This window comes from Halonotius terrestris, from assembly GCF_006861665.1.
In the GTDB taxonomy this organism is placed as follows: Archaea; Halobacteriota; Halobacteria; order Halobacteriales; family Haloferacaceae; genus Halonotius; species Halonotius terrestris.
The window spans coordinates 52,601-61,000 of the sequence record NZ_RKLU01000004.1 but is presented as its reverse complement, the minus strand read 5'-3'; the positions used below and the strand labels follow the sequence as shown (position 1 = coordinate 61,000).

The window sequence follows — 8,400 nt, the reverse complement described above, 5'->3', positions numbered from 1 at the left end:
CGGNATCGGCCACGTCCGCTACCCGACCGNGGGNAGCNTCNACNCCTNCTGTGCCCAGCCGTTCTCCGTCTCGTTCAAATCCGGNTCGCTCGGNCTCTCNCANAACGGCAACCTCGTNAACGCCGNNGANATNCGCGACGANCTCGCCAACCTCGGCCACGCCTTCACCTCCGACGGCGACACCGAAGTCATCGCCCACGACATCGCCCGCAATCTCCTCGACGAAGATCTCATTCAGGCCGTCAAGCATACGATGGAACGCCTGCATGGCTCGTACTCGCTGACGATCATGCACGACGAATCGGTCCTCGGCGTCCGCGATCCGCAAGGTAATCGCCCGCTCTGTATCGGCCGGCTCGACGACGGCTACGTGCTGGCGTCGGAATCGACCGTCATCGACACGCTCGGCGGCGAATTGATCCGCGATGTACGGCCGGGCGAACTTGTCGTCCTCGACAGCGACGGAACAGGCTATGACTCCTACCAGCTCGTCGACAACGACACCACGGCTCACTGTTTCTTCGAACACGTCTATTTCGCCCGGCCCGACTCAGTCATCGACGGCAGCCTCGTCTACGAAGTCCGGCGCAACCTCGGCCGGAAACTCTGGGAGGAAAGCGGCATCGAGAGCGACGTGGTCCTGCCGGTCCCCGACTCGGGCCGCGCCTTCGCCTCCGGCTATGCCGACGCCGCCAGCGAGACGACTGCCGACGGCGAGCCACGACCCGAGGGTGACTCCGGCGTCCGATTTGCGGAAGGCCTGATGAAGAACCGCTACGTCGGCCGGACGTTCATCATGCCGACACAGGACGAACGCGAACGCGCCGTCCGCCTGAAACTCAATCCGATCAAGTCGACTATTGAGGGCAAATCCGTCACGATCATCGACGACTCCATCGTCCGCGGGACGACTTCGAACCAGTTGGTCGATCTGCTGAAAGACGCCGGCGCGGAGGAGGTCCACATGCGCGTCGGCTCGCCGCCGATCGTCGCGCCCTGCTACATGGGGATCAACATGGCGACCCGCGAGGAGTTGATCGCCGCCGACAAATCCATCGAGGAAATTCGTGAGGAGATCAACGCCGACAGTCTCGCGTACCTCTCAATCGATGCGATTGCCGACAGCCTCGACAGCCAGCAGATCGATCTCTGTCTGGGCTGTGTGACCGGCGAGTACCCCTACGATATCGAGGGTGAGACGACCGACCGCGAGGTCAATCGCCCGGTCATCGGCGGCCCGGAAGCGTTCGCGGCCGACGACTGACTCCTCGGCGCGTTTCAGTGGCACTTATTTTCTCGCGTTCATAGACCTACTTATGCGCAACTCACAAACGCGACTCGGGCGGCGCGGCCTGCTGCGCGCTGGCATCGGGGTCGGGGCGGCAGCGACCCTCGGAGAGCCAGCGATGGCACAGGACGATCCTTATGACGGCTGGTTCGCCGACACCTCGAACTACAACGGCACGGTCGACCGCCGAGGACAGGACTCGGTGACGGTCTCCGTCGGCGCGGGCGACACTGGCATCCTGTTCGATCCGCCGGCGATCGTCGTCGATCCCGGCACGACCGTCGTCTGGGAGTGGACCGGCGAGGGTGGTGCCCACAACGTCAGCGAGGAAAACGGCGTCTTCGAAAGCGAGACTATCGGCGAAGCCGGCCACACCTTCGAGCATACCTTCGGCGAGGACACCGACGGCGAGATCTTCCGGTACGTCTGTACGCCGCATCAAGCCCTCGGGATGGTCGGCGCGGTCGCCGTCGGCGATGCGGTCGAGGCTACCGCCGGCGGTGGCGGCGGTGGTGGCTCCGAGTCCGGCGGCGCTGAATCCGGTGGCGGCGGTTCGGAGTCCAGCAGTGGCGGCAGCGGCGGCGGTGACAACTGGTTCGTCTCCGGCGGCGCGCTGTCGACACAGGGCTTTCTCACGACGGTCATCGGCGTGATCGGGCTTGGACTGCTGTCGCCGGTGCTGTTCGCGCTCGTGTTGAAACGGGTCTACACGGACGACAAACCCACCGAAGACGCACAGCCGCCGATCCAGTAGTCTCTTCGGCTCGCTGTTCTTCCGACTCAGTACACCACGTACAGGAGTGCGTAGACGACGATGCCGAGACTGAACGAAATCAGCCAGAGGACGACCGCCAGTTGGCCGACGCTGCGGTGTCGCGTGCGATAGATTTCCTCGACTGGTCGACTGACAGCCAACAGGAGCGTGTAGATCACCAGCGGCACACAGATGATCGCAAGGAGAATGTGGACCGCGAGCACGGGGAAGTAGACGAACTGCTCGATGGCTGCCGGTCCGCCGAAGTCGGTCGGCCCTACCAGACTCACGCGGTAGATGTAGAACGCGAGAAACGCCGCAAAGAGCATCGTCGAGGCGACCATGTAGTTGCGGTGGGTCGTGATATCGTTGCGACGGATCGCTCGCCAGCCGGCGACGATGGTTCCGATGGCGGCGAGGCTGATGACGACGTTGAGTTCCGGAATCACCGTAATGAGCGCGTCGAGCCGCGGGAGAAGACTCGTCGGGATCATCCCGCCGACCGCGGCGAAGACGGCTCCGAGCGCGAGGGCGGACAACACGGCGGTCCACAGCGGCACCTGATCGCGGATCGGGAGTTGCATACCCGCCCTTCGGCCGCGGGGTGCAAAACGGTTCCCTCATACGGCCGCTCCGACCCGCTCGTGACCCGTCCGACTGCCCCGAGTTTTCGCCCGCTGAGTGCCGGCAGGGAGGCGGAAAAAGAAAGGGCTTTTAGGTACCCCCGGCAACAATCGGATGCGCGGAAGCGCGACAAAACACACGCGAGCGTGGGTAGCCAAGCTAGGCCAACGGCGCAGCGTTGAGGGCGCTGTCCTGTAGAGGTCCGAGAGTTCAAATCTCTTCCCACGCATCGCAGGCGGTCCAGCCGCCACGATGTGGTGTTGTCTCTACGACAGCACCCACGCACCATTCTACCGACCACTCGCCGCCGACCAGCAGGACTGTGACGCCCGACTGACACGCCGGCGACCAGCGGGACCCGCGTGAAGAGTTAAACCATCCACGGCCCAACCGGGAGACATGGCGAAATACTCGACGGGGAACGGTGGCAGCGGTGGTGACGGCGACAGCTGCGAGCTGTGCGGCACCGCAAGCAGCCGGCTCAGCAAGGCCAACGTCGAAGGCGCGGTGCTGTTGGTCTGTCCCGACTGCGCGCCCCACGACGATAACCGGAAAACGACGAGCGACGACGATGGCGGCTCCGGCGGCAGCTCCAGCGGTGCCAGCGGCGGGAGCAGCGACGGCCCGGAGGACCGCAAGAAACGCGTCGCCCAGCGACAGGCCGAGGTCTACGACGCCGCCAAAGGCGATTCGACCCACTGGGAGAAGGAGGGCACCAACTACGAGGGCGACCGGCTCCCGTATCTCGTCGCCGACTACGGCGACCGCGTCACCGAAGCCAGAGAGGCGGCCGGCCGCTCGATCGCGGACCTCGCGGCCGACCTCGATGTGGACGAAGCCGATCTCGAAGCCGTCGAAGGGGGCCGCGCGACCCGGGCCGATGTCGGCGGCTCGGTCGTCCGCGCGCTCGAAGACGAGTTCGACATCGACCTCGTCGATGAGTAGTCACTCGCCGACGCCACCGCGTTCCCCTCCCGCACGATGATCGGTAAACTCGATCCCGACACGCTCGATCGCGTCCTCGAACGCACGGGCGCGACGAGCGCGGACCTGCTGACCGGCGCGGCCTACGGCGAGGACGCCGCCGCTATCGATCTCGGCGACGGCGAAACGCTAGTCGTCAGTTCTGATCCGATTTCGCTGGCAGCCGACCGCGCGGGCACGCTCGGCGTCTACGTCGCCTGCAACGATGTGGCCGCCTCGGGGGCCGATCCCGAGTTCCTGACGAACGTGATTTTTCTTCCTGACGGCGACGACGAGACGCTGGCGACGCTGACCGCTCAACTCGACGCCGCAGCCGACGACCTCGGCGTCACTATCGTCGGCGGCCACACCGAGTACGTGCCCGCTCTCGAACGACCGCTGCTGAGCCTGACTGCCTTCGGTCGCACCGACCACTACATCCCGACCGGCGGCGCGCAGCCGGGCGACAAAATTCTGCTCACGAAGGGCGCGGCCATCGAAGGCACCGGCATCCTCGCCACGGATTTCGCCGCCGAGGCACGCGAGGCCGGCGTCGAGCAAGCGACACTCGACCGCGCGGCCGACTTTTTTGACGAAATTAGCATCCACCCCGAAGCGACGCGACTGCGCGCGGCGGCGACCGCGATGCACGACCCGACGGAGGGCGGGGTCGTCACCGGCTGTGTCGAGTTGGCAGCGGCCTCGGGTGTCGACCTCGTTGTCGATAGCGAATCGATTCCGATCCGCCCCGAAACCGCGGCGATCTGCGAGGCGATGGGTGTCGATCCACTCCGAATTTTCGGCTCCGGCGCGTTGCTGGCGACGGTGCCGCCCGCTGTCGTCGCCGACGCGCTCGATTCCCTCGCTGAGGCTGGCATTGCGGCAGCTGTTATCGGCGAGATACAGGAATCGAGCGGCGACTCGGGAACGCTGGTGTTGGACGGCGAGCGTATCACGACGGCACCGACCGACCAGCTCTATCCGCTATGGGAGGACGACGCGTGACCGACGACCACTACGCTGGCATCGTCTACGATCTCGACGGCACGCTGGTGACGCTCGCGGTCAACTGGGACGCCGTCGCCACAGATGTCATTCAGGTCTATGCCGACGCCGGCATCGACGCTACTGGCGCGGGGCTGTGGTCGCTGCTGGAGGACGCCGACGAGCACGGCATCGCCGACCGCGTGGAGGAGGCGATCAGTCGCCACGAACGCGAGGGCGCGCGTCGCTCCCGTCGCTGTGGACTGGCCGACGAACTCGCCGACAGAACCGTGCCGGTCGGCGTCTGCTCGCTCAACTGCGAGGCCGCCTGCCGGATCGCTCTTGAGACTCACGGTCTCGCTGGCGACGTGGACGCAGTCGTCGGCCGCGACTCGGTGTCGACGCACAAACCCGATCCCGAGCCCTTGCTGGCGACGCTTGAGGCACTCGGTGTCGAGCCCGCCGAGGCCCTCTTCGTCGGTGATTCGCCGCGGGATAAGGAGACTGCCGAGCGTGCGGGCGTCGCCTTCGAATACGTCTGAGTTACTCGTCGTCGCTGGCCAGCGAGTCCGCGCTGCTTGCTTCCCCATCGCTGTCCGACGCTTCGCGTTTGTATTTTGCGTAGAGATAGGCAGCGACGTTCGTCGTCAGCCAGATCGGCGCGCCGACGCGGACCGCGAAGTTGGCACGAGCGCCCCACGTCGGGAGGTCGACGGTCGTCGAGAGGACGGCGACCAGCGGCGCGCCGAAGAGGATCGTCACGACGAAGGTGACCTGCATCACCCAGCCGAAATCGACGTCCTCGGGGTTGGTCGTTGCGACGGGATCTGCCACAGTGGGGCGTTCGACTCGGCGCGCTAAGGTGTGACGGTTCAGGGTGGCCGATCCGCCACCATTGAATCGTTGTCGATCCCCGGGAATAAAACCATAATACGTATTATATTAAAAGCAGAAATATCCCGTAGTGGGTTTGTGATCGTCCTACTGAAGCGGGTTTGAAATCACCAATGGCTACGCAAAACACCTCGGTTGGCTGATTATCTCACCCGAGAATCGGGCACGCTCGCTTATTACGACCCTTCCCTGAGGGGCGGGTATCGTCTTCCCTCATCGGGGGCAGGCGAGCATTACACATGTTTGACACCGACAACCGGGCACAGGTAGGGATCGGGACACTCATCGTCTTCATTGCGATGGTTCTCGTCGCCGCGATCGCGGCGGGCGTACTGATCAACACTGCCGGAAGCCTCCAGGCACAGGCACAGCAAACGGGCGAACAGACGACCGCCGAAGTCAGCGATGTCGTCGTCATCGGCGAAGTTATCGGCTCCGACACCGCCGCCCCCGGTAGCACCGACGGCACACTCGATACGATCAATGCGAGTCTCCGACTTGCGTCGGGTGCCAACGCCGTTAATCTCAGTGCGTCCTCCTTCACCGTTTCGACCAACGGGAACGCGACAGTGCTGAGTGGGAACCCGAACGCGACGGGTAGCATCATCTCCTACAACACACTACAGGGCGACTTCGAGAGCGAGACGATGCCGATCCTCGCCGATCAAAACGATCGGGTGACCGTCACGTTCGACCTCTGGGACTCGCCGTCGCTCAACACGCTGCAGGAGGGCAACGAAATGACGATCGTGTTGCAGGCACCGTCCGGCGGAAGCTCCTACAAATCCGTGCAGGCACCGCGGAACATCGACACCGGGGATTCATACATCCTCTAACTGATTCGCTGCGTTCGAGTAGCACCGCTTTTTTCGTGGCAGCCGAGCGCGTCTGAGGACACAGCCGATTTAACGCCGGGGCGACGATACTGAGCTATGACTACGACGCGGGGGCTCCGCGAGCAGTCCGACCCCATCACGATGCTGACGGCCTACGACGCCCACACAGCCAGCGTAATCGACGACGCCGGGATCGACATCCTGCTTGTCGGCGACAGCATGGGCACCGAAGCGTTGGGCTACGATTCGACGTTGCCAGTGACCGTCGAGGACGTCGAGAGCCGCACGGCCGCCGTCGCCCGCGGGAGCGACGACGCCCTCGTCGTCGCCGACATGCCGTTCCTCTCGGTTGGCGTCGATGAGAGCGAAACCATCCGCAACGCCGGTCGCATGCTGAAGGAAGCCGGTGCCGACGCGGTCAAACTCGAAAGCGGGCCGCATACCGTCGAGATAACCGATCAGCTCACGCATCTCGGCATCCCGGTGATGGCGCATCTCGGGTTAACACCCCAGCACGTCAACCAACTCGGTGGCTACACGCGACAGGGGACGACCGAGGCTGCCGCCGAGGAGATTCTCTCGCTCGCCCGCGCACACGAGGAGGCTGGCGCGTTCGCACTCGTCTTAGAACACGTTCCGGCCAACCTCGCCGCGCAAGTGACCGACGCCCTCGATATTCCGACGATCGGGATCGGAGCCGGCAGCGACTGTGACGGCCAAGTGCTGGTCATCAGCGACGTGCTGGGCCTCAGCGAGGACGCGCCACCGTTCGCCGACCAGTTCGGCGACGTGCGAGCCGCAATGACCGACGCTATCGAGGAGTACAAAACCGCCGTCGAATCCGGGTCGTTCCCGGCCGAGGAACACAGCCACGTCGAAGACAGCCTCGACGACCTCGATTGATCACGCTTCGTGGACTGCTGACCGCCACAAACCGCTGGCGGGCGGTGTGAACCGCAATACTATCGAATAGATGTCTCATACTGCCATCTTGCGATTTTGAGCGAAAGATTTATATAGAACCGCATCTATTCATGTAACAGAGTGATGAATAATACCCAGTCAGCCAACCGTGAAGATCGGTTGCTCCGACAGTACGAGTACGAGGACCGATGGGTACTCGCCGCCGACCTCCCTGTCGACGACGACAGCGTGGAATACGATACCATCGGCGACACCCTCATTCTCGTGGTGGACGAGGACGGGCAGATCGATGAGACGGAACTCGACCTCCCCGGCTCCGACGCGGACGTAACGGTAAACAACGGTGTGCTCACCGTGCAGGTGCAAAAATGAAATTAACAGTCAAACCAATCAAACAGAAGGACGCCGGCCGCCGACTGGCCGCGATCGACCGCGTGGCAGCCGACGAACTCGACCTCTCCGGGGGCGATTTCATCCGGCTCGACAGCAACGACGGCACCGCCATCGCCCGCGTCTGGCCCGGTTACCCCGAAGACGACGGCACCGGCGTCGTCCGCATAGACGGCCGCCTCCGCAGCGAGGCCGGCGTCGGCATTGACGACAAAGTCGAAGTCGAAAAGGCTGACCTCCAGCCCGCCGAAACGATCACGGTCGCCCTGCCCCAGCGGCTCGGCATCCGTGGCAACATCGACTCGCTGATCCGCCGTGAACTCGGCGGCCAGCCGGTCACGCAGGGCCAGAGCATCCGGCTCCCGCTCGGCTTCGGTTTCATGGGCGGCCAATCGCAGGCTGTCCCGCTGAAAATCGCCTCGACGACGCCGTCGGGGACCGTCGTGATCACTGACTCGACGCAGGTCCAGATCTCCGAGCAGCCCGCCGAACAGATCGCTGACGCGCCGCCGGAAGCCGCTGACGGCTCGGCGGAGGCTCCAAACGTCGCCTACGAGGACATCGGNGGCCTCGACGAGGANCTNGANCAGGTNCGGGAGATGATNGAACTCCCGATGCGGCACCCNGAGCTGTTCNANCNNCTCGGNATCGANCCGCCGAAGGGCGTGCTNCTGCACGGCCCGCCGGGNACNGGGAANACNCTCATNGCGAAGGCNGTCGCCAACGANATCGACGCNTNCTTC

General features: G+C 64.4%; 9 protein-coding genes, 1 tRNA gene and 2 pseudogenes (2 of these 12 only partly in view). 10 read left to right on the top strand and 2 right to left on the bottom strand.

Features of this window, described 5'->3' with window-relative positions:
* Nucleotides 1–1,264, top strand: a pseudogene (purF, locus tag EGH24_RS09845) (amidophosphoribosyltransferase) (it extends 254 nt beyond the left edge of the window).
* A gap of 52 nt (nucleotides 1,265–1,316) precedes the next feature.
* Nucleotides 1,317–2,042: a halocyanin domain-containing protein gene (locus EGH24_RS09840; RefSeq protein ID WP_142979982.1), complete on the top strand. Its 726-nt coding sequence runs from the start codon at nucleotides 1,317–1,319 to the stop codon at nucleotides 2,040–2,042.
* A 26-nt stretch (nucleotides 2,043–2,068) separates the two neighbouring features.
* On the opposite strand, the gene EGH24_RS09835 is transcribed toward EGH24_RS09840, so the two are convergent.
* A complete protein-coding gene (locus EGH24_RS09835) occupies nucleotides 2,069–2,626 on the bottom strand; it encodes a DUF420 domain-containing protein (RefSeq protein ID WP_142979981.1) in 558 nt (185 codons plus the stop codon).
* Between the two features lie 184 nt (nucleotides 2,627–2,810).
* Here EGH24_RS09835 and EGH24_RS09830 point away from each other — a divergent pair.
* The 4 genes from EGH24_RS09830 to EGH24_RS09815 all read left to right on the top strand — a co-directional run bounded on the left by EGH24_RS09830 (nucleotide 2,811) and on the right by EGH24_RS09815 (nucleotide 5,155).
* A tRNA-Leu gene (locus tag EGH24_RS09830) sits at nucleotides 2,811–2,895 on the top strand.
* Nucleotides 2,896–3,065: 170 nt separating this feature from the next.
* Complete coding sequence (locus EGH24_RS09825) at nucleotides 3,066–3,611, top strand: helix-turn-helix domain-containing protein (protein ID WP_142979980.1); 546 nt, start codon at nucleotides 3,066–3,068, stop codon at nucleotides 3,609–3,611.
* 36 nt (nucleotides 3,612–3,647) lie between these two features.
* Nucleotides 3,648–4,634: an AIR synthase family protein gene (locus EGH24_RS09820; RefSeq protein ID WP_142979979.1), complete on the top strand. Its 987-nt coding sequence runs from the start codon at nucleotides 3,648–3,650 to the stop codon at nucleotides 4,632–4,634.
* Nucleotides 4,616–5,155, top strand: a complete 540-nt coding sequence (locus EGH24_RS09815; protein ID WP_142979978.1) for an HAD family hydrolase — start codon at nucleotides 4,616–4,618, stop codon at nucleotides 5,153–5,155. Before EGH24_RS09820 ends, EGH24_RS09815 begins: the two co-directional genes overlap by 19 nt.
* A gap of 1 nt (nucleotide 5,156) precedes the next feature.
* Here EGH24_RS09815 and EGH24_RS09810 read toward each other — a convergent pair whose 3' ends face one another.
* On the bottom strand, nucleotides 5,157–5,447 hold the full coding sequence (locus EGH24_RS09810; protein ID WP_142979977.1) for a DUF5822 domain-containing protein: 291 nt from the start codon (nucleotides 5,445–5,447) through the stop codon (nucleotides 5,157–5,159).
* Between the two features lie 299 nt (nucleotides 5,448–5,746).
* Here EGH24_RS09810 and EGH24_RS09805 point away from each other — a divergent pair, with 299 nt between their 5' ends.
* The 4 genes and pseudogenes from EGH24_RS09805 to EGH24_RS09790 all read left to right on the top strand — a co-directional run.
* Nucleotides 5,747–6,343 (top strand): archaellin/type IV pilin N-terminal domain-containing protein, encoded by a 597-nt coding sequence (locus EGH24_RS09805; protein WP_142979976.1) that lies wholly within the window; start codon nucleotides 5,747–5,749, stop codon nucleotides 6,341–6,343.
* Nucleotides 6,344–6,439: 96 nt separating this feature from the next.
* Entirely contained in the window at nucleotides 6,440–7,246 is an 807-nt protein-coding gene (panB, locus tag EGH24_RS09800; protein WP_142979975.1) for a 3-methyl-2-oxobutanoate hydroxymethyltransferase, read from the top strand.
* Nucleotides 7,247–7,390: 144 nt separating this feature from the next.
* Nucleotides 7,391–7,639, top strand: a complete 249-nt coding sequence (locus tag EGH24_RS09795) for a DUF7127 family protein (protein ID WP_142979974.1) — start codon at nucleotides 7,391–7,393, stop codon at nucleotides 7,637–7,639.
* Nucleotides 7,636–8,400, top strand: a pseudogene (locus EGH24_RS09790) (CDC48 family AAA ATPase); it runs 1,509 nt beyond the window's last position. Before EGH24_RS09795 ends, EGH24_RS09790 begins: the two are co-directional and overlap by 4 nt.